This is a genomic window from Devosia sp. (assembly GCF_017744655.1).
Lineage (GTDB): Bacteria > Pseudomonadota > Alphaproteobacteria > Rhizobiales > Devosiaceae > Devosia.
In genome coordinates, this window is record NZ_JAGIAW010000005.1 from 92963 (window position 1) to 113330 (window position 20368).

20 protein-coding genes and 1 riboswitch are annotated in these 20368 nt (G+C 62.2%); of the genes, 6 read left to right on the forward strand and 14 right to left on the reverse strand.

The genetic code is table 11. The features are described from left to right. The first annotated feature begins 5 nt into the window (after positions 1–5). The 5 genes from J7557_RS11295 to gcvPB all read left to right on the forward strand — a co-directional run bounded on the left by J7557_RS11295 (position 6) and on the right by gcvPB (position 5450). Positions 6–488: an ATP F0F1 synthase subunit B gene (locus J7557_RS11295; RefSeq protein ID WP_291420166.1), complete on the forward strand. Its 483-nt coding sequence runs from the start codon at positions 6–8 to the stop codon at positions 486–488. Positions 489–790: 302 nt separating this feature from the next. Then, positions 791–881, forward strand: a riboswitch (glycine riboswitch). A gap of 148 nt (positions 882–1029) precedes the next feature. Then, positions 1030–2187 (forward strand): glycine cleavage system aminomethyltransferase GcvT, encoded by a 1158-nt coding sequence (gene gcvT, locus J7557_RS11300; RefSeq protein WP_291420167.1) that lies wholly within the window; start codon positions 1030–1032, stop codon positions 2185–2187. Between the two features lie 10 nt (positions 2188–2197). Then, positions 2198–2563 (forward strand): glycine cleavage system protein GcvH, encoded by a 366-nt coding sequence (gcvH, locus tag J7557_RS11305; protein ID WP_291420168.1) that lies wholly within the window; start codon positions 2198–2200, stop codon positions 2561–2563. 2 nt (positions 2564–2565) lie between these two features. Continuing rightward, positions 2566–3909, forward strand: coding sequence for an aminomethyl-transferring glycine dehydrogenase subunit GcvPA (gene gcvPA / locus J7557_RS11310; RefSeq protein WP_291420169.1), 1344 nt, complete (start codon positions 2566–2568; stop codon positions 3907–3909). Beyond that, positions 3906–5450, forward strand: a complete 1545-nt coding sequence (gene gcvPB, locus J7557_RS11315) for an aminomethyl-transferring glycine dehydrogenase subunit GcvPB (RefSeq protein ID WP_291420170.1) — start codon at positions 3906–3908, stop codon at positions 5448–5450. The genes gcvPA and gcvPB overlap by 4 nt, the downstream gene beginning before the upstream one ends. A gap of 51 nt (positions 5451–5501) precedes the next feature. Here gcvPB and J7557_RS11320 read toward each other — a convergent pair whose 3' ends face one another. The 3 genes from J7557_RS11320 to J7557_RS11330 form a co-directional block, all read right to left on the reverse strand. Next, complete coding sequence (locus J7557_RS11320; protein ID WP_291420171.1) at positions 5502–6080, reverse strand: hypothetical protein; 579 nt, start codon at positions 6078–6080, stop codon at positions 5502–5504. A gap of 17 nt (positions 6081–6097) precedes the next feature. Then, positions 6098–6592 (reverse strand): peroxiredoxin, encoded by a 495-nt coding sequence (locus tag J7557_RS11325; RefSeq protein WP_291420172.1) that lies wholly within the window; start codon positions 6590–6592, stop codon positions 6098–6100. A 109-nt stretch (positions 6593–6701) separates the two neighbouring features. Next, on the reverse strand, positions 6702–7520 hold the full coding sequence (locus J7557_RS11330; protein WP_291420173.1) for a protein-disulfide reductase DsbD domain-containing protein: 819 nt from the start codon (positions 7518–7520) through the stop codon (positions 6702–6704). A gap of 131 nt (positions 7521–7651) precedes the next feature. On the opposite strand from J7557_RS11330, the gene J7557_RS11335 reads away from it, so the two are divergent. Then, positions 7652–8227, forward strand: a complete 576-nt coding sequence (locus J7557_RS11335) for a YqgE/AlgH family protein (protein WP_291420174.1) — start codon at positions 7652–7654, stop codon at positions 8225–8227. A 186-nt stretch (positions 8228–8413) separates the two neighbouring features. On the opposite strand, the gene J7557_RS11340 is transcribed toward J7557_RS11335, so the two are convergent. The 11 genes from J7557_RS11340 to ctaD form a co-directional block, all read right to left on the reverse strand. After that, on the reverse strand, positions 8414–11287 hold the full coding sequence (locus tag J7557_RS11340) for an EAL domain-containing protein (RefSeq protein ID WP_291420175.1): 2874 nt from the start codon (positions 11285–11287) through the stop codon (positions 8414–8416). Positions 11288–11472: 185 nt separating this feature from the next. Further along, positions 11473–12087, reverse strand: a complete 615-nt coding sequence (locus J7557_RS11345) for a GNAT family protein (protein ID WP_291420176.1) — start codon at positions 12085–12087, stop codon at positions 11473–11475. A 3-nt stretch (positions 12088–12090) separates the two neighbouring features. After that, complete coding sequence (locus tag J7557_RS11350; protein ID WP_291420177.1) at positions 12091–13353, reverse strand: pitrilysin family protein; 1263 nt, start codon at positions 13351–13353, stop codon at positions 12091–12093. Positions 13354–13417: 64 nt separating this feature from the next. Then, a complete protein-coding gene (gene thrC / locus J7557_RS11355) occupies positions 13418–14812 on the reverse strand; it encodes a threonine synthase (protein WP_291420178.1) in 1395 nt (464 codons plus the stop codon). A 79-nt stretch (positions 14813–14891) separates the two neighbouring features. Further along, complete coding sequence (locus tag J7557_RS11360; protein WP_291420179.1) at positions 14892–15659, reverse strand: SURF1 family protein; 768 nt, start codon at positions 15657–15659, stop codon at positions 14892–14894. Then, positions 15656–16009 carry a DUF983 domain-containing protein gene (locus tag J7557_RS11365; protein ID WP_035087618.1) on the reverse strand — a complete coding sequence of 118 codons (354 nt, stop codon included), beginning with the start codon at positions 16007–16009 and terminating at the stop codon, positions 15656–15658. Before J7557_RS11365 ends, J7557_RS11360 begins: the two co-directional genes overlap by 4 nt. A gap of 64 nt (positions 16010–16073) precedes the next feature. Further along, on the reverse strand, positions 16074–16910 hold the full coding sequence (locus J7557_RS11370; RefSeq protein WP_291420180.1) for a cytochrome c oxidase subunit 3: 837 nt from the start codon (positions 16908–16910) through the stop codon (positions 16074–16076). 2 nt (positions 16911–16912) lie between these two features. Next, the gene (locus J7557_RS11375; protein WP_291420181.1) at positions 16913–17476 is read right to left on the reverse strand and encodes a cytochrome c oxidase assembly protein; all 564 of its coding nucleotides are present in this window, start codon (positions 17474–17476) and stop codon (positions 16913–16915) included. Beyond that, a complete protein-coding gene (locus J7557_RS11380) occupies positions 17476–17658 on the reverse strand; it encodes a hypothetical protein (RefSeq protein ID WP_291420182.1) in 183 nt (60 codons plus the stop codon). The genes J7557_RS11375 and J7557_RS11380 overlap by 1 nt, the downstream gene beginning before the upstream one ends. After that, positions 17655–18563: a heme o synthase gene (locus J7557_RS11385; RefSeq protein WP_291420364.1), complete on the reverse strand. Its 909-nt coding sequence runs from the start codon at positions 18561–18563 to the stop codon at positions 17655–17657. The genes J7557_RS11380 and J7557_RS11385 overlap by 4 nt, the downstream gene beginning before the upstream one ends. A gap of 88 nt (positions 18564–18651) precedes the next feature. Then, positions 18652–20349 carry a cytochrome c oxidase subunit I gene (ctaD, locus tag J7557_RS11390; protein ID WP_291420183.1) on the reverse strand — a complete coding sequence of 566 codons (1698 nt, stop codon included), beginning with the start codon at positions 20347–20349 and terminating at the stop codon, positions 18652–18654. Between the last annotated feature and the right edge of the window lie 19 nt (positions 20350–20368).

The window sequence follows — 20368 nt, forward strand, 5'->3', positions numbered from 1 at the left end:
CGACAATGGAACTCGATAATTCCTTCTACGCCCTCGTTGCCCTCGTCATCTTCATCGCGATGGCGCTGTACTTCGGCATCCCGCGCATCGTGGGCAAGATGCTCGACGGCCAGATCCAGAAGATCGCCGACGAACTGGCCCAGGCCAAGAAGCTGCGCGAAGAAGCTGCCGCTCTCCTCGTCGAATACGAACAGAAGCGCGTCGCCGCCGAAGCCGAAGCCCAGGGCATCATCGCCGCCGCCCAGGACGAAGCCACTCGCCTTGCTTCCGAAGCCCAGGCTTCGCTCGCTGACCTCGTGACCCGCCGCACCAAGGCCGTGGAAGACAAGATCGCCCAGGCCGAAGCCCAGGCCGTCGCCGAAGTCCGCGCCCGCTCGGCCGACCTCGCCGTCGAAGCTGCCCGTCTCGTCCTCACCGACGAAATGAACAAGAAGGGCAACCAAGTCGTCGACAAGGCCATCGCGGATGTGGCCGGTCGCCTGAACTAAGGTATTTTGCAGCTAGATTGAATTGAAAGGCGGACCTTTGGGTCCGCCTTTTTTGTTTGCCCTCTATCCCACCCACCGGCCCTCCCTCGCCCCTTGCGGGAGAGGGACAGATTTTCTGCGTTCAGCAGAAAATCAGGGTGAGGGGTCTCTCTCCTCCGCAGAGGAGTGGGTGGTGAAATCCCATGCCCCTCATCCCGACCGAATTCGCGAACGCGAATTCGGTGACCCTTCGGAGCACCTTCTCCCGCAAGGGGAGAAGGCAGGCAGAGGCGTTGACGCCACCACAATTTTTCCCCATGGTGCCCTCGACTGCGGGAGAGACTGGCTGAAAACGCCAGCGCCGAAGGAGCAACCGCCCCGGAAACTCTCAGGCAAAAGGACCGCAGTCAGGTCACAACTCTGGAAAGCAGGCTGTTCGCAGCCTCCCCGAAGGTAGCAACCGGCGCTCAGCCGGGAAATCTCTCAGGGCAAGGACAGAGGGGGCACGCATTCCCGCCGTTTGGCGGAGCCTTGTCGTGTCGCCTTGAACCAGAGAGTGCCCATGGCCGAAGTGCCCACAGAAGACCTCAAGCACACCCCGCTTTACGAGCGCCACGTCACCGCCGGCGGCCGTATCGTCCCCTTCGGCGGCTATGCCCTGCCGGTGCAATATCCCACCGGCATCATGACCGAGCACAAGTGGACGCGCGACAATGCCGGCCTCTTCGACGTCAGCCACATGGGCCCAGGCTTTCTGACACTCAACACCCCATCGGGTGATGCCGAAACCGACCATGCCGCCATCGCCGCAATTATCGAACCGCTGATCTGTGGCGACATTGCGGGCCTCAAGCCCGGCCAGATCCGCTACACCCTGCTCCTCAACGAATCCGGCGGCGCCCTCGACGACCTGATGGTCGCCCGCTCCAAGACACCGGGCACCCTCTTCATCGTCGTCAATGCCGGCACCAAGGAAGGCGATTTTGCTCGCATTGCCGCTGCCGCCGGCAACAAGGCCACCCTCAAGCGCGCCGACGACAATGCCCTCCTCGCCCTCCAGGGCCCGGAAGCCGTTAATGTCATGGCCGCGCTCGTCCCCCCCGCCGCTGATCTGGGCTTCATGCAGTTCGGCGAGTTCGACTGGAACGGCACGCCAGTGACGATTTCCCGCTCCGGCTATACCGGCGAAGACGGTTTTGAAATTCTCGCCCCCGCCCATATGTCCGTCGCCCTCTGGGACGAACTTCTTACGGACCCGCGCGTAAGACCCATCGGCCTCGGCGCCCGCGACAGTCTCCGCCTCGAAGCCGGCCTGCCACTCTATGGTCACGACCTCGACGAGACCGTTTCCCCCATCGAAGCCGATCTGGGCTTTGCCGTCTCCAAGCGCCGTCGCGAAGCCGCCGACTTCCCCGGCGCCCAGCGCATCCTCGCCGAGCGCGACGGCAAACTCTCCCGCAAGCGTGTCGGTCTTCTCGTCGAGGGCGCCCCTGCCCGTGAAGGCGCCGAAATCCTCGACGCGTTAGGCACTGCCATCGGCGTGGTCACCAGCGGCGGTTTTGCCCCCTCGCTGGGCAAGGCCATCGCTCTCGGCTTCGTGTCGCCCGAGCACACCGCCATCGGCACAAAGCTCCAGGTTTCGGTCCGCGGCCGCTCGCAGCCGGCCGAAGTGGTGCCGACACCCTTCGTTCCCCATCGCTATTTCCGCAAATCAGTCTGAGGCCCCAGCCATGACCACGAAATTCACGCCCGACCACGAATACATTCGCGTCGAGGGTTCGACCGGCATTGTCGGCATCACGCCCTATGCGCAGGAGCAGCTCGGCGACATCGTCTTCGTCGAACTCCCCGCCGTCGGCAAAGCGCTCAAGAAGGGCGACGAAGCCGCTGTCGTCGAGTCGGTGAAAGCCGCCTCCGAAATCTACGCGCCGGTCACCGGAACCATCGTCGAAGTTAACAGTCTGCTAACCAATGAACCCGGCTTGGTGAACTCCGATCCGGAAGCCGCCGGCTGGATGTTCAAGATCGCCATCAGCGATGCAAGCGAACTCGACACCCTCCTCGATGCCGACGGCTATGCGGAACTGACCCTCTGACCATGCGCTATCTTCCCCATTCTGAGCACGAACGCGCCGACATGCTCGGCGTCATCGGCGCCGCCGATATGGACGCGCTGTTCTCCGCCGTTCCAAAAACGGCCCTCAAGAGCTTCGACCTCGGCCTTCCCGCGCACCAGCCGGAATTCCTCGTCGAAGCCCATATGCGCGCCCTCGCGAACAAGAACCACGCGGCCGGCGACGGCCCGTTCTTCGTCGGCGCTGGCGCCTATCGGCACCACGTTCCGGCAACGGTCGATCATTTGATCCAGCGTTCCGAATGGCTTACGGCCTATACGCCCTATCAGCCGGAAATCTCGCAGGGCACCCTGCAGATGCTGTTCGAATTCCAGACCCAGGTCGCCAAGATCATGGGCATGGATGTGGCGAACGCCTCGCTCTATGACGGCTCCACCGGCACCGCCGAAGCCGTCCTGATGGCCCGCCGCCTCACGCGCAAAAACAAGATCGTCCTCTCCGGCGGCCTCCACCCGCATTATCGAGACGTGGTCAAAGCCTATCTCAAGGACGATCCGGATCTGGTCTGTCTCTCGCCCTCCCCCGAGGGTCAGGGCGATATTCTCCAGCAAATCGATGGCAACACCGCCGCCATCGTCATCCAGACCCCCGACTTCTACGGTCACCTGCGCGATCTCAAATCCGCAGCCGAAGCCGCCCACGCCCAGGGCGCGCTGCTCATTGTCGTGGTCACGGAAGTCGTCTCTTTGGGCCTCCTTGAGGCTCCTGGGGCGCTTGGCGCCGATATCGTCGTGGCCGAAGGCCAGTCGATCGGCAATGCGCTTAATTTCGGCGGCCCCTATCTCGGCCTCATGGCCACGCGGAAGGAATTCATCCGCCAGATGCCTGGCCGCCTTTGCGGCGAAACCGTCGATGCCGATGGCAACCGCGGCTTCGTGCTGACGCTCTCCACCCGCGAGCAGCATATCCGCCGCGAAAAGGCGACGAGCAATATTTGCACCAATTCGGGCCTCTGCGCCCTCGCCTTCTCGATCCATATGGGTCTCCTCGGCGAAGCCGGTTTCGTCCGCCTCGCCCGCCTCAACCACTTCAACGCCATCAAGCTTGCCGATGCCCTGGCCGGCGTGCCGGGCGTAGAGGTGCTGAACAAGACCTTCTTCAACGAGATGACCATCCGAACGCCGCAACCGGCTGTGGGTCTCGTCGAACGCCTTGCCCGTCGCGGCATTCTCGCCGGTGTGCCGGTGAGCCGCCTGCTGCCCAATGACCGCAGCGTCGATAACCTCATTATCCTCGCAGCGACGGAGCTGACCACCGACGCCGATATATCAGCCCTCGCGGCCGCCCTGACGGAGGAACTGGCATGAGCATGAATACGCAAGGCCGCCCTACTGGCGTGGGTACTGTCGGCACCGGCGCTTCTGGCTCGGCGCTTATCCCCGATGAGCCGCTGCTGTTCGAAATCGGCGACACCGAGCATTCCGGCGTCGACCTGCCCGACGTCACTTTTAACAGTGATCGCCTCGGCGGTTTCGCTCGCAAGACCAAGCTTGATCTTGCCGGCCTCACCGAGCCTGAAGCGATGCGCCACTACGTGCGTCTCAGCCGCATGAACCACTCGATCGACAGCGGCATGTATCCGCTCGGTTCATGCACGATGAAGCACAATCCGCGCCTCAACGAGAAAATGGCTCGTTTGCCGGGCTTCTCGGACATCCACCCGCTCCAGCCGGTTTCCACCGTGCAAGGCGCGCTGGAACTGATGAACCAGCTCAGCCACTGGCTGATGACACTCACCAATACCGCCGCCGTTGCCTTGTCGCCCAAGGCCGGTGCGCATGGTGAACTTCTGGGCATGATGGCCATCAAGGCCGCACAGGAAGCCAAGGGCGAAGCGCACCGCACCGTGGTGCTCGTGCCCGAAAGCGCCCATGGCACCAATCCGGCAACCGCCGCCTTCCTCGGCTACACGGTAAAGCCCGTTCCGGCCAAAGATGACGGTACCGTCGACGTGGAAGCCGTCAAGGCGGCCCTGTCGCCCGAAGTCGCCGCGATCATGCTGACCAATCCCAATACTTGCGGCCTCTTCGAGCCCCAGGTCATCGAGATTGCTCGGGCTGTGCACGATGCCGGCGCCTTCTTCTACTGCGATGGCGCCAATTTCAACGCCATCATGGGCGTGGTTCGTCCGGGCGATCTCGGCATCGACGCCATGCACATCAACCTACACAAAACCTTCTCGACGCCGCATGGCGGCGGCGGTCCGGGTGCGGGTCCGGTCGTGCTCTCCGAAGCGCTGGCGCCCTTCGCGCCGGTCCCCTTCGTACGCAAGACCGCCAATGGCCTTGAGCTCGTCGAACACATCGAGGACGCAGCCCTCGGCCGCGTCACGGCCTTCCACGGCCAGATGGGCATGTATGTCCGCGCGCTGACCTATATGCTCAGCCACGGCGGCGACGGCCTCGCCCAGGCGGCGCAGGATGCGGTGCTCAACGCGAACTACATCAAGGCTCGCCTGCAGCACATCTTCTCGGTGCCCTTCCCCGATTATCCGACCATGCACGAAGCGCTCTTCGACGACAGCTTCCTCAAGGAGTCGGGCGTCTCGACGCTCGATTTCGCCAAGGCGCTGATCGACGAAGGCTTCCACCCCATGACCATGTATTTCCCGCTGGTCGTGCACGGCGCCATGCTGATCGAACCCACGGAAAGCGAAAGCAAGCAGACGCTCGACCGCTTCTGCGACGTCATGGCCGAGCTCGCCACAGACGCACTCGCTGGCAACAAGGAACGCTTCACCTCGGCTCCGACCAAGGCCCCCCGCCGCCGTCTCGACGAGACCCGCGCGGCCCGCCAGCCGGTGCTGAAGTGGGAAAAGCCCGCGGACCTACCGCAGGCAGCCGAATAAAGAAAGGGCGGCCGAGAGGCCGCCCTTTCTTTATTCCAGAACCGCAAGGCTTTAGCCGCGGGTATCGAAGCCAACCCAGATGGTGATGCTCTCGCCACCCAGATACGGGATGGCAACATTCTCGACCACCTTTACGAACTCGGCCGACTGGGCCGGCGCGGCGATCGCCACCGGGATGGTGTACTTTTCCGAGAACACAGCCTGGCCATCGCGCTCGACCGCAAAGCGGATCGGAGCATTGACCGAAGACTGGTTGCCAGCGGGCCCGAGCAGCACGCGGCCGGAAGCGCCCATATTGACGGTGATGAGGCCGTTCGAGACGACGCAATTGCGCGTCACTTCATCGATGACACCCTGATACTGCAGCGCGCGGGCGTCGCCGGTGCGGCCGCCGCCATAGTAGTACATGGCCTCGCCGCCGACGCGCACCTTGATCGGCGGACATTCGGTGGCAATGGCGGGCAGCGCATTGGTCTGGGCCTGCGCCACAGCCTGCGGTGTAGCAGTCGCGTTCTGCAGATTGGCATTGGAACTGGTGCCGCCGCCAAACATGCTGCCCATGGAGCACCCGGCAAGGGCGACGCTGAGGCCGGCGAGAGCGACAAGTCGGGTGAAGGTCGGCTTGGTCATGATTTTCTCCCGGCTCATCATGCTTGGGCCGTTTCTAGCGCCATAAGCACGGCAGGGGCACCGCTGGCGTTGACGCCGGGGGCGTCCTCCACAAAAATATCGCTCACCGAACCATTCCGCACAATCATGGCGGCGCGCGCATAGCGCGTGCCCATGCCGCTGGCAGAAAAATCCTTGGCAAGGCCGAGAGCCTTGGCGAGATCGGCATTGCCATCGGCGATGAATTCGATCTCACCGAGGGCATTCGACGCTTCGGCCCATGCCTTCATGACATGGGCATCATTGGCCGCGGCACAGATGATGCGGTCAACACCCCTCGCCTTGAGCTTGCTGGCATTGGCCAGAAAGCCCGGCAGGTGGTTGACGTGACAGGTGGGCGTAAAGGCGCCCGGGACGGAGAAGAGCACTACAGTGCCCGAGCCAAGGACTGCGTCGCTGGTGGTTTCGGCTACGCCGGACGCATTCACCAGCTTGATCCCAACCGAAGGGATCGCATTGCCACGCTCAATCATAAGAGGATTTGCCCCATGCCCATTGGCGACTTGCCATCGCCATACTCCAAAACGCTATCCCGCGATAGGCGGCTTGGCCGCACGTTACAAGCCCAAAGGCTCGCCGGGATTAATTGCTCGCCGGACCAGCACTAATGGTTCGCGAAAGCTCGAACGCTCCCATACCGGTCATGAACGACACCTGAACGTCCTCGCCCTCGAGGTTACTATTCTCGGTTTTCGTCAGAATGGGAAGCAGCACTAGGCCGTCTTGCGGGCTTTTTTGCGGCACGCCGAAGAGCGGCGTCCCCGTTTCGGTAGCCACGATCAGCGTCGAGATATCGACGGTATCGTCATCGAGCCAGACGGCGAGGGTCTGATCAGCGGCACGATACTCGACCTTGCCGATGGGCGCCTCACCCTCGCTCCAGGCAATCGGCGCTTCGGAAAGCGCCTGCTTGATCCGCAGGGCATTGGGCCGATCGGGCTCCGCATCGGTCAGCGGCAAAGTAAAATTGGCCTGGGCCGGCAGGCAAATGTCGGAACAGATGCCGAGCATGGTCGAAACCACAACGTTGCCGGTGGGATCATCGGCGCTGACCGCGATGGGCAGCAACGTATTGCCGAAATAGGCGAAATCGACATAGCCCGAACTGGTATCGAGCTGAGGATGCGGCCAGACGATCTCGGCCGATTTGACGCCATCGGAGCCGGCAAAATCGAGTTCGGCCGGAAAACCGGTTTCGCCAGGCACACGCCAATAGGTTTTCGTGTTCTCCGGCATCTCGATTTCGAGGCCGAAGAGGGTCGCCCCATCGGGCTTGACGAGGCCGGAACTGACGAGCCGCAGCTTTACCCCGGGCACGACTTCCTGCCATTCCGTTTCCCCGGCCAGCGGAGCGGAAACAAGCAGCAGCGACGCGAGTGTGGCGAGGGCAAGATTACGCATGGGCAAGCCATTAGCGCAGGAGAGGATGAAGGAATAGCTGACGTCAGTTCAGGCCTTCGTGATGGCTCCTGGTTTACCTCGCGGCCCGCAAGCGCTTGGCAGTGTCGTCCCGAGGGCCTAAAATCAGAGCCATGAACACACTTGAAGGACAGTTTCTGGTGGCCATGCCGGGCATGGAGGACGAGCGCTTCGCCGAAAGCGTCATCCTGCTCGTAGGTCATGGCGACGAAGGCGCCATGGGTCTCGTGGTCAATCAGGAACTCGCCAATCTCACCTTTGCCGATATTTTAGACGAACTCGACCTCGGCGATCCCGATGCCGTCATCCGCCTGCCAGATCGCATTCGCGACCGCACGGTGCTGCGCGGCGGGCCGGTGGAGAAAAGCCGCGGCTTCGTCCTCCACACGGCGGATTATCACAGCGGCAATACCTATAAGGTCACCGAGGAAATTGGACTGACGGCGACGCTGGACGTCCTGAAAGCCATGGCCTTCGGCCCAGCGCCCAAGGCCTCGCTCTTCGCGCTCGGCTGTTGCGGCTGGAGCCCCGGTCAGCTTGAGCGCGAGATCGCCGAAAACGGCTGGCTCACCGTGCCGTTCAACAGCTCCTTGCTCTTCGATGTACCGGTCGAGCAGCGCTACGAAAAAGCGCTCGAAATCCTCCATATCACGCGAGCGACGCTGAGTTCCGACGCCGGCCACGCTTAGTTGTTTCCCAGCACCGCCGCCCCCTTCTCACCTTGAGGGAAAAGGTGCCCGTAGGGCGGATGAGGGGTATTTTTCGGTGTCGCCACCCGCTCCCATGCGGAGGATAGCACCCCTCACCTGATTTTCTGCTGAACGCAGAAAATCTGTCCCTCTCCCGCAAGGGGCGAGGAGGTCCGGTGTGCGAGACTACCGTCCCAATTGCGCCAGCAGCTTCTTCGCCATTTCCGGTCCGGTCATGGCCGTACCGAAGGCGAAGCCCTGTGCATAGCGGCAGTTGAGCTGGCGCAGGCGTTCGATCTCGTCGAGCGTTTCCACACCCTCAGCCACCACCATCAGATCGAGATCTTCGGCCAGCCCAATAATGGCGCGGATGATCGGCGTCTGCGTATGCGGAATGCCGGTTTCCGTGCCCATGCGAACAAAGGCCGCCGGAATCTTGATCGTGTCAAAGGGGAAACGGTGCAGGTAGCTCAGCGATGAGCTGCCGGTACCAAAATCATCGAGGGCCAGGCCAAGGCCGAGGCTACGCAGCGCTTCGAGCATATAGGCGGAATGCTCGGGATTGCTCATCACCTGACCCTCGGTGATTTCGAGCTTCAGGTGCCCCGCCAGCGTCTTGTCCTGCGAAACAAGATTGCGCATGTCGTTGAGCAGCGTTTCGGTCGCCAATTGGGTGGGCGAGAGATTGACCGAGATAAAGAAGTCTTCGGGCAGGCCAATCGTCGTCATCCAGTCCTTGGCCTGCGCCGCCGCCTGTTCGAAGGCGAGTCGGCCAAGCTTTTCGATCTGGCCGGATCGTTCGGCCAGCGGCACGAACTCGTCGGGGTTGACCACGCCGCGTGTCGGGTGGTTCCAGCGCATCAGCGCTTCAGCGCCGATGATCTGGCCCGAGGTGATGTTCATCACCGGCTGATACTGCACATGCAACTCGCCCTGACGCATACCGCGCTCGAGGTCTTCCTCGCTGGCGCGGTTGTAATTGGCGATGGAACGGGCCGAGGCGCGATAGGCCTCAATCCGGTCGCCGCCAAGACGCTTGGCGTAATACATGGCCAGTTCCGCGTCGCGGAGGACGTCGCCGGCTTCCGCCGGATTGCCATCATAGATGGTGACGCCGATCGAAGCGGAAATGGTGAGGTCGCGGTCGCCGAAATTGAACGGCGCCTTCAGCGCCTTGCGGATCTGCTCGGCATTCTCGGCGATCTTGCCGGCGGTCTGTTCGGAGGCAAGGATCACCGCGAACTGATCACCGGAAATGCGCGCCACGGTATCGAGCGGACGCATGACGCGGGCGATGCGGCGCGAAATGGCCAGCAGCACCGAATCTGCAGCGGAATGGCCAATGCGCTCTTCAAGCTCCATGAACCGGTCGATATCGATGAGGAACACGGCCGGTTTCACGCCGCCGGGCTGTCGGGCGCGCACCAGGGCGCGGCTCAACCGGTCGAGCAGGAGCTGCCGGTTGGGCAGGCCGGTGAGACTGTCATGCACGGCATCGTGCAGCAGGCGTTCGCGGGCGGCGCGATCCTCGGTGACGTCCTGCAGCGTTCCGACGATGCGGTTGACCTGGCCATCGCCACCCAGCACCGGTTTTACCCGCATGCGGAAGGTGCGGTAGTTGCCGTCATGGCCGGCAATACGCATATCGGCCGAAACCTTGCCGCGACGCAGTTCCACCAGCGTATCGAAGGCGGTACGGAAGCGGTCGCGGTCGTCGGGATGAACCCGATCAAGCCAACGCTTGATCGCGCCGCGCAGGGCACCACGCTTCTCGCCGAGACGTGTGGAAAGCTCGTCGCCAACGCTGACGCGGTCGCGATCGATATTCCAGTCAAAGACGAAATCGCCTGAGCCGGTCAGCGCCAGCGCGCGGCGCTCGACTTCGCTCAGCGTGCCGATGGTCACCTGCCCTTCCGAGAAGGCGTGCTGCACCGCAGTAAAGCCGAGCAACATGACGACCAGCACAAGGCCACCACCAACGGCAGGCTGGGCCACGTCATTGGATACCTGCCCCGAAATCACCAGCCAGGAATAGAACAGCCAGGCGATGAAGATGATCCAGGTGGGCACCAGCAGCACGGCGCGATCATAGCCGCGCAGGGCCAGAAGCAGGATCAGGAAGAAGCCTGAAAGCCCCAGCAGCGCCAGCACAAGGCGCGAAATGGTCGCGGCGATTTCGGGCTGGAAGAAGGCAAAGCCGAAAAGCGCTAGGAACAGCGCTGAAAGACCCAGCGCCAGATGAATGAAACGCAGATGCCAGCGATGGAGGTTCAAATAGATGAACAGGAACCCCGCCAGCGTCGTCGCTATGCCCGCCTCCGCCGCGGCGCGCAGCGGCTGCAATCCGCCAGCAGAGAGGCCGAACAGACGGCCCAAAATACCAAAATCGATGAGGAGATAGGCGAGCACCGCCCAGGCGAAGGCGGCCGTGGCGGGGAAAACCCCGCGCCCCTTCACCACGAACATGATGGTGAGAAACACAGCGGCAAGCGAAGCGACGCCCAGCACCACGCCGCGGAACAGAGTGAAGGAGTTGACGTAGTCGCGATAGGCGTTGGGCTGCCAGAGATAAAGCTCGGGCAGCGAACCGGACGAGAGTTCGGCAATAAGCGTCACCGTCGAGCCCGGGTCCAGCGTCACCTCAAAAACGTCGGCTTCCGGATCAGTCAGCTTGACCGGGCGGATACCGGCGCTCGGCGTCACCGCCGTAATGCGCGCATCCCCAAGATCGGGCTGGAACACGCCAGAGCTCGGCAGGCGGTAAAAGGGCGCAACGAGCAGGCGTTCGATCTGCTGATCGGAATCGTTGCGCAGGGCAAAGAGCGCGAAAGAGGGGTTGGTCCCCTGCTCGCTCGCCAGCACTTCGATGCGGCGGATGATGCCGTCAGCGTCGGGCGCCGTCGACAGTTGCACGCGGCCATCGGTGCCGGGCACGATCTCGATGACATCGGACAGATTGACCGCATTCACGTCCTCGGGGACGGAAATGACTTCGAACGCCTGGGCGGGCTGCAAAAAAGCGAGCGCAAGCAAGATTGCGAGAGCAAAAAAGGGACGCATCAAGAGCAGCTAATTCCCACACAAGGCTTCATTGTGGCGGCAGTCAGCCTGTTCAAAAGCCAGGCGGACAAGCCAAAAGTCGTTGGCAACCTCCGAAGGGGCGCCCTCTTGGTAAGGGAGATTGACGCTTGCGGCAAGTCGGCCGACGCAGGCCGGTGTGGAATCGTACCGCATGCAAAACCCTTTCAGGCCACCCGATTGTGCCGGCCAAGGCGCAAACTGTCCCAGCGCTCGCGCGTCAGGCCCATGAGGACATGGTCTTCCCAGCGCCCATCGATCTGCAGATAGCGCTCGGCAAAACCCTCTTCGACAAAGCCATTCTTTTCGAGCACACGGCGCGAAGCCATGTTGTGCGGCAGAAAGGCGGCGTGGGCGCGATGCAGGTCCAGCGTTTCGAAAATGAAGCGAAGGGCCATTTCCACAGCCTCCGTCATCAGCCCCTGCCCGGCATAGGGCTGACCCATCCAATAGCCGAGATTGACAAATTGCGCGGCCCGGCGGCGGATATTGGAGAGCGTAATGCCGCCTACCAGCGTTTCCGTCCCATCATTGAGGAACACGAAAAAGGTATAATCCGTACCCTGCTCGGCCTCCTGCCGCGCGCGGCGGACGCGCATGGAGAAGACACGACGCCCCAGATCCGCCTCGGTCCAGCGCGGTTCGAAGGGTTTCAGAAATTCATGGCTCTGGCGGCGCAGTTGATACCAGGCGGGGTAATCGCGCATCTGTGGCAGGCGCAGGGAAATCCTGCGCCCCCGCAGATGGATCAACTGTTCTGGCGACGACCAGGGCCAGAGCATGGTTTAGCGCTGCAGCGTCTCGCCGATGCTTTCGACATCGGCCAGCCGGCTGATCGGGCCGATACCGGCCAAGGTCGGCTTGGAATTGGCAAAAATCTGCTCGGCCACATCGCGCACGCGCTGTGCGGTGATGCGGTTGATACGCTCCACCGTCTCGGCCATGGGAATGGGGCGTCCCCAAAGAATCTGCTGGCGGGCCAACTGGCCGGCACGGGCCGAGGGGCTTTCTAGCGACATGAGGAGGCCCGCGCGGATCTGGTTGCGTACGCGGGTCACTTCTTCGTCAGTGATGGTATCGGCGGCGCGCAAAAGCTCGTCGAGCACCACCGGTACGAGTTCGGAAACCTCGTCCTCGCCCGTCGCCGCGGCAACGCCGAAAACGCCGCTATCGGCAAAGGCCCAGTGGAAGGCATAGACAGAGTAGCAGAGGCCGCGCTTTTCGCGCACTTCCTGGAAGAGCCGCGAGCTCATGCCGCCGCCGAGAACCGAAGCCAGCACCTGCGCGGCATAAAAGCCGTCGGAATTATAAGCGCGCCCCTCGAAGCCGAGGACGATATGGGCTTGTTCGTGGTCGGAAACGAGACGTTCCTGTCCACCCTGATACTCGGCCCGTTGCGGGGCCGGCGCACCGCTCGGCGCAAGATCGGCAAAACGCTCCTTGGCGACCTGCACCAGGCCATCGTGGTCGACATTGCCGGCCGCGGCCATGACCATGTGGTCGCCCACATAGTTGCGGCGCATATATTTGCCCACCATTTCCGGGGAGAAAGCGCGAACCGAATCGACGGTGCCAAGAATGGTGCGGCCGATCGGCTGGGTCGGATAAGCAGCCTGTTGGAAGAGATCGAAGACGTGGTCGTCGGGATTGTCCCGTGCCGCGCCGATCTCCTGCACGATGACCTGCTTTTCGCGCGTCATCTCGCCTTCGTCGAATGTCGAGTTCTGCAGGATGTCCGAGAGAATGTCGGCCGCCAGAACCACATCGTCCTTGAGCACGCGGGCAAAGTAGCCGGTGTGTTCGATGGAGGTCGCGGCATTGAGATCGCCGCCGACATTTTCGATGGCTTCAGCAATTTCAAGCGCGGTGCGCGTCTTGGTGCCCTTGAAAGCCATGTGCTCGAGAAGGTGGGAAATGCCATGCTCGGCCTTGCGCTCGGACCGCGCACCGGCCTTTACCCAGACGCCGATGGAGGCACTCTCCAGATGCGGCATGTCATCGGTCAGCACCACCATGCCGTTCTCGAGGGTCGTCGTTTGTACCGTCACACTCGTCCTCCTGAACCGGCGGCGGGATTTGTTCTTCCCTTCCGCCCAGGCCCGTTTGTCGTCTTCAGGCCGCGCGGGTGCGCGTCCCGATGAAGGTTTCCAGGACGCGCTGGTCATTGGCCAACACGTCGACCCGTTCGGGCCGTTGATAGAGATCGCCGAGCCAGCTCGGCAGGGCCGGCTCGATGCCGGACGCCGCTTTCACGGCAGAAGGGAATTTTGCGGGATGCGCCGTCGCCAATGTAATCATCGGCTCCGGCCCACGCGAGAGATTGCGCGCGACGCAAACGCCGACCGCCGTATGCGGATCGAGCAGATAAGCCGACTTGGCCCAGGTCTCGGCAATGGTTGAACTGGTCGCCGCTTCGCCCGAGGTGCCGGCAGCAAATTCGGCGCGGACGGCAGCGATGGAATTTTCCGGCAGGTCGAAGCCGCGCGACTGTTTCAGCGCCGCCATCATGCGGGAAACGGCAGCGGCATCGCGGCCAGCGCTTTCGAACAGCAGGCGTTCGAAATTGGAGGAAATCTGGATATCCATCGACGGACTGATGGTCGGGGCCACGCCAGTCATCTCATAACGGCCCGTATCGATCGTGCGACGCAGGATGTCGTTGGCATTGGTGGCGATCACCAGCTTCTCGATCGGCAGGCCCATGCGCTTGGCGCAATAGCCAGCGAAGATGTCACCAAAGTTGCCGGTCGGAACGGTGAAGCTCACCTTGCGGTGCGGTGCGCCGAGCGACACGCCAGCCACGAAATAATAGACGATCTGGGCAACGATGCGGCCCCAGTTGATCGAGTTGACGCCAGAGAGGCGCACGGAATCGCGGAAGGCGTGATTGTTGAACATGGCCTTCACCGCGTCCTGGCAATCATCGAACGTGCCTTCGAGCGCGATGTTATGGACATTGGCATCGAGGACTGTCGTCATCTGCCGACGCTGCACTTCAGAAGTCCGCCCGAGCGGATGCAGAATGAAAATATCCGTCGTGTCGCGGCCGCGGAAAGCCTCGATAGCGGCCGAACCCGTATCGCCCGAAGTCGCACCGACAATCGTCGCGCGCAGACCACGTTCAGTGAGCACATGGTCCATGATGCGGCTCAGGAACTGCATCGCCACGTCCTTGAAGGCGAGCGTCGGGCCATGGAAGAGTTCGAGCACAAAATGATTGGTTTCGATCTCGACCAGCGGGGTCACCGAAGGGTGCCGGAAACTCGCATAGGCGGCATCGATAATGGCGCGGAGCTTGGCTGCCGGGATCTCGTCGCCGGTAAAGCGCGAAATGATCGCATAGGCCACATCGGCGTAGGATTTTCCGGCAAAGGCGGCGATTTCGTCGGAGCTGAGCTCAGGCCAGACTTGCGGAACATAGAGGCCGCCATCGGAGGCCAGGCCCGCAAGGACCGCATCGGAGAAGCCAAGCGCTGGCGCCTGGCCGCGCGTCGAAACAAACTGCATCGGAGGGGAAGGCCCTTCTAGAATTGTTGCAACCTAGTGAATGCGGCGGCTGACCGCAAGGTTTTGCCTCGGTGCGGCGTCAGGGACCGCTCGCTGGTCGTCGTGCCTGCCGGGTCAGCCAGAAGCCGAGCATAACCACGGCGACGATGGCAAAGCCGTACCAGGTCAGTGCATAGCCGAAGTGATTATTGGGAAAGCTCACCACTGTCTCGCCCGCCTGGGGGAGCTCGCCGGCAGGGCCGGCCGGCAGATCGACATAGAAGGGCGCGATCGGCGCCAGGGCCGGATCGGTCATCTTGGCGAGGCGCGCGGGATCGCGAACCCATTCGATCCGGTTGGACATATCGGCTTCGGGTGTCATGAAGCCCGGCGCTTCCGGCGTGCGCAATACGCCTGATATCGTCACGATACCGGGGTCCTCGCCATGGAGATCACCGAGCGCGGCGGTCTCCTGATATTGCTGCGGCACGAAGCCACGATTGACGAAGACCGTGCCGCCGCCCTGCAATTCGAAGGGCGTCATGACCCAATAGCCGGGGCCGGAATATTGCCCCTTCGGATCGGAAAGGCTGGTGAAGACGGTCGCGGTCTGGGTGTAGCGATAGGCGCCGGTCAGTTCGACCGACTGATAGACGAGGTTTTCGGCATCAAGCGTATCCCAGCTTTCCGGCGGCGGAACCGGGACTGGGGAGGCGCCGAGACGCGCATCGACGGCAGCGATCAGCGCTTCCTTTTCGGCAAGCCGCTGCATCTGCCAGGAGCCGAGAAGGACACAAACCGCAGCAAGCGCCAGCATGAGAACGGCGAAAATCCAGTCGCTGAGGCGAAGACGCGAAAGGGGGGTCATTGGTGTCCCTCATGGGCGTCGTGGCGATATTGGAGATTGACCAGCACGCCCTTGAAGGGCGGCAGCAGCGCCAGGGACAGCAGCAGCGTCGTCGGAATCCAGAGAACCAGGTGCATCCAGGGCGGAATGGACACCAGCGCCCCGGTGATCAGGGCCAGCAAGATGACCAGCGGCGCAACGAGAAAGATGACGAAAACCGCCGGGCCATCGCCGCTATCGGCGAATTTGAGATCGAGCCCGCATGTCTCGCAAGACGGCGCGAGCCTGAGATAGCCGGAAAACAGCTTTCCTTTGCCGCAACGCGGACAGCGGCAAAGGAGGCCGGTGAGAACGGGGTTGGGCTGGCTCATGGAATTCCGCGGAAACGAAAGGGGGCGCAGCCAAGCCGCGCCCCCGTGATTTTGCCCTCAGGCATTAATGCGTGGCAACGCCCCAGCTACCCCAGACATAGATCGAGGCAAACAGGAACAGCCAGACCACGTCCACGAAGTGCCAGTACCAGGCGGCAAATTCGAAGCCCAGGTGACGCTGCGGGGTGAAATCACCGCGCTCGGCACGGATCAGGCAGACGGCCAGGAAGATGGTGCCGATGATGACGTGGAAACCATGGAAGCCGGTCGCCATGAAGAAGGTGGCGCCATAAAGGTTACCTGAGAACGAGAAGCCGGCATGGGTGTATTCGAGATACTGGACGTAGGAGAACAGCACGCCGAGCATCACGGTGAGGGCAAGGCCCCAACGCAGGCCCTGGCGGTCGTTTTCCAGCAGCGCATGGTGCGCCCAGGTCACGGTGGTGCCCGAGGTCAGGAGGATCAGGGTGTTGAACAGCGGCAGGTGGAATGGGTCGAACAGCTCGATGCCGGCCGGGGGCCAGTGACCGCCGGTAAAGGCGACGCGGGCATACTGCTCAACGTCATCAAAGCGGAAGAAGCCGTCAAAATAGGCCCAGAACCAGGCGACGAAGAACATCACTTCCGAGGCGATGAACAGCATCATGCCATAGCGGTGGTGCATCTGCACGACCGGGGTGTGGCTGACCCCGTCATTGGCTTCCTTCACCACGTCCGCCCACCAGGCGTAGAACGAGTAAATCACCGCGGCGAGGCCGATGAAGAACAGCCAGGGGGTCCACTGCTTCATGAAGAAGACGGCGCCGATCATCATGACCAGCACCGCAGCCGACATCACGAAGGGCCAGGGCGACGGCTCGACCATGTGGTAGTCATGGTTCTTTTCAATAGCGGCGGACATGTTCAGCTTCCCTCATTGTCTGAAGCGTAGAATGTGTAAGAGAGCGTAATCTCTTTTATCGTTTTCAGTTCGTGGTTCTCGTCGATATCGGGATCAACGAAAAACACGATCGGCATTTCCACCGTTTCGCCCGGCTGCAAGGTCTGCTCGGTAAAGCAGAAGCACTCGATCTTGTTGAAATAGACGCCGGCCTTTTCGGGCACGACATTGAAGATCGCCTGCCCGGTGAGCGGCTTGTCGGAATTATTGGTCGCGATGTAGTTGACCGTATCGACGCGACCGATCTGGTCGGTGATCGCGGCGGCCGGCTTCACGGTCCAATCTAGGCTGTGCTCGATATTGACGTCGAAGCGCACCTTCATCTCACGGGCGATGACGCCCTTGGGATTGGCCTCGGCGGTCTGCGTGGTCCCGCCATAACCGGTCACCTGGCAGAAAAGCTGGTAGAGCGGCACGGAGGCGAAGGCGAGGCCGACCATGCCGGCCGCAACCCCCAGCAGCGTAAGCCCGACCCGGCGATTGCGCTTTTCGGCATTGGTCTGTGGGGTTTCGACCGTAAGCGTCATCAAAGACCCCGATCGAACAGTGCCGGGCCCATCTTGACGATGGTCAGCACGTAAAAGGTCAGCGCGAAAAGCGCAAGGGCGCCGGCCAGCGCAATAGAGCGGCGGCGACGAACGCGCTTCAGCGTTTCGGCGGCCTTGTCTTCGGCAGTCATGGTTTCAAGCGCCTGGTTTTTCGCGCTCATGACCAGAATCCTCCAAGGCGCGCAATGAAGCTGTCGGTGAGAAGGCCAAGGAACAGCACGAAGAGATAGCTCAACGAATAGGTGAAGAGGCGACGCGCGGCCTTGCGCATGTCGACATTGGTCGGCGCACGCAGCAGGCGCACGGCAAGATAGACGAAGCTCGCGCCAGTGATGACGGCGACGGCGCCATAGATCCAGCCACCGGTACCGAGATAGACCGGCAGGAAGGCCGAGACGGCGAGAATGACCGAGTAAACAAAGATCTGGCGCTTGGTGGAGGCTTCACCGGCGACGTTTGGCATCATCGGGATGCCGGCCGCGGCGTAATCACCCTGCTTGTAGAGCGCCAGCGCCCAGAAATGCGGCGGGGTCCAGAGGAAGACAATGAGAAAGAGCGCGAGGCTTTCCCAAGTGATCGTCCCGGTCACGGCGGCCCAGCCGATCATGGTCGGGAATGCGCCGGCCGCACCACCGATGACGATGTTCTGCGGCGTCGAGCGCTTGAGCCAGATCGTGTAGATCACGGCATAGAAGAAGATGGTAAAGGCCAGCAGCCCGCCGGCCACCCAATTGGTCGCAAGGCCAAGCAGGGCCACCGAAAAGCCCGAAAGGATCAGGCCGAAGCTCAGCGCTTCACCCGAGGTAATACGACCAGCCGGGATGGGCCGGTTCTGCGTGCGGCTCATGATGGCGTCGATATCGGCATCGTACCACATATTGAGCGCTCCCGAAGCGCCGCCGCCGATGGCGATGCAGACAATGGCAATAAGGCCGATGACGGGATTGATGCCACCGGGCGCAACCAGCATGCCGACAAGCGCGGTGAACACCACCAGCGACATCACACGGGGCTTCAAGAGCGCGAGGTAGTCTTCTACCCGCGCCTCGCCTGCCAGAGCAGGCATCCCCTTGCTGTCGTCGATATAGGCCACTGGATTTTTCCTTCTTGCGCGGACCGCACATAGCGCGATCCGCCCGCTTTGTCGCCGCGACTTAGTGCGCGTTGGTCGAGTCGATCTTGGGCAGTGTCGAGAACTGGTGGAACGGCGGCGGGGAGCTCAGCGTCCATTCCAGCGTCGTTGCACCATCGCCCCAAGGATTGTCACCGGCCGGGCGCTTCTTACGGCTGGCTTCCCAGGTCGCGTAGAAGAAGATCAGCATGGCGACGAAGGTCACGTAGTAGCCGATCGACGACACGCGGTTCCACAGCGTGAAGGCATCCGGATAGTCGATGTAACGACGCGGCATGCCGGCAAGGCCTAGGAAGTGCTGCGGGAAGAAGATCAGGTTCACGCCGACAAACATGGTCCAGAAGTGCAGCTTGCCCAGGAACTCATTGTACATGTAGCCGAACATCTTGGGGTACCAGTAGTACCAGCCAGCGAAGATCGAGAACACGGCGCCGAGCGAGAGCACGTAGTGGAAGTGCGCCACGACGTAGTAGGTGTCGTGGAGGGCACGGTCCGCACCGGCATTGGCGAGCACCACACCGGTCACACCGCCAACGGTGAACAGGAAGATGAAGCCGATGGCCCAGAGCATGGGCAGGCGGAAGGTGATCGAGCCGCCCCACATGGTGGCGATCCAGGAGAAGATCTTCACACCGGTCGGCACGGCGATAACCATGGTGGCGGCAACGAAGTAGCGCTGCACGTCAAGGCTGAGACCGGTGGTGTACATGTGGTGAGCCCACACAACGAAACCGACGAAGCCGATGGCAACCATTGCATAGGCCATGGCCATGTAGCCGAAGATCGGCTTGCGGCTGAAGGTCGAGACGATGTGCGACACGATGCCGAAGCCCGGCAGGATCATGATGTAGACTTCAGGGTGACCGAAGAACCAGAACAGGTGCTGGAACAGAACCGGGTCACCGCCGCCTTCGGGCGCGAAGAAGGTCGTACCGAAATTGCGATCCGTCAGCAGCATGGTGATGGCGCCAGCCAGAACCGGCAGGGCCAGCAGCAGCAGGAAGCCGGTCACCAGCACCGACCAGGCAAAGAGCGGCATCTTGTGGATGGTCATGCCCGGGGCGCGCATATTGAGAATGGTGGTGATCAGGTTGATCGCGCCGAGGATCGAGCTCACGCCGGCAACGTGCAGCGAGAGAATGGCGAAATCCATGGCGGGGCCGGGGTGGCCCGCGGTCGAGAGCGGCGGATAGACGGTCCAGCCGCCACCAAAACCGGTCGAGCCCGGGGCGCCTTCAAAGAAAAGGCTCATCAACAGCAGGATGAAGGCCACCGGCAGCAGCCAGAAGGCGATGTTGTTGATGCGCGGGAAAGCGGTATCAGGCGCACCCACCATCAGAGGGGCAAAATAGTTGGCAAAGCCACCCATGGTCGCCGGCATGACCATGAAGAAAACCATGATCAGCGCGTGGGCCGTGGTGAAGACGTTGAACATCTGCTTGCCGGCGTCGATCGAGCCGGAGGGGTCGGAGATGCCATAGACCATGGATGCGAGGCCATGGAAAATCTGGATACCCGGCTCCTGCAGCTCCATGCGCATGAAGCCCGAGAGCAGGCCGCCGACGATACCGGCGACGATCGAGAACACGAGATACATGATCCCGATGTCCTTGTGGTTGGTCGACAGGACCCAGCGACGCCAACCCGTGGGTGTGTGGTGGTCGTGCGCGGCGTGGTCATGCCCGGTGGCATGGGCCTCGAGGTGTGCTGCTTCTGACATTATGGTCTCCCCTGACCCT